The following is a 781-nucleotide window of genomic DNA, read 5'->3' on the forward strand; positions in this document are numbered from 1 at the left end:
CGACGTCAAATATCAACCCACCCGCCTGCTGGTCGGATTGCGCCAGTAGTTTATCGCCTACTCGCTCAAGGCCTTGGGCTGGGATCGGACTGGCAGCCCAATCCAAACCCGAACCGGCTGCAGACAAAATGTTCTGCCCGACCCCTAACGTCGTATCAATAGGGTTACTGACAAAATTTACGACACTGTCAGCAACTTTGCCTGGCCATTCTACGGCCTGTTTGATGGTGCCAAGGCCCCGTTCGGAAAGCATATAACCCAACGTTTTCGCAGGGGCGTACCCATCAAATGTGACCTGACTCTGATCTACACCTTTGCTGGCAAAATAATCGTCGAACAGAGCCTTGTTGTATTCGCCCAGAGTCCAGCCGCCATCTTTAAAAGATTGGAGCTGAATTGCACGTTTACGCTCTTTCAGTTCGTAGTCTCGTGCCTTGTCCAGTTCATCCGTTTCACGAGTGACCTTCGCTTGGCAAGCACCAACGTCACCACCAGCCGTCGCACAGGCAGCCCGAGCCTTATCAGCATCCCGAATCTCAGCGTGTGATAGCCAGTTGTACTGGGTAGCATTAGCGGATACGGCAGCAGAGACGCCGACATCCGAATTCCCAGCGGCAGCGCCTAGTACGCCGACAATTTGCGACAAAGCAAGAAGATTGGCCTGCGCCTGCTCATACTCGGGCGTTCCCTTGACAAGGTTTGACGGAAGTAACTTATCCCCCAGCAATCCGACCAACACTTCGTTTGCACCACCGGCAATAGCTCCGGCGCGGAAATCACC

The 781-nt window shown here is 53.9% G+C and carries 1 protein-coding gene; it reads right to left on the bottom strand.

Annotated features, from left to right (window positions below; translation table 11 throughout):
• A partial coding sequence (locus RYB09_RS27075) for a hypothetical protein (protein WP_316891018.1) occupies positions 1–781 on the bottom strand: 781 nt, incomplete at both ends.

The sequence above is a fragment of the Pseudomonas syringae group sp. J254-4 genome (assembly GCF_032586855.1).
GTDB lineage: Bacteria > Pseudomonadota > Gammaproteobacteria > Pseudomonadales > Pseudomonadaceae > Aquipseudomonas > Aquipseudomonas amygdali.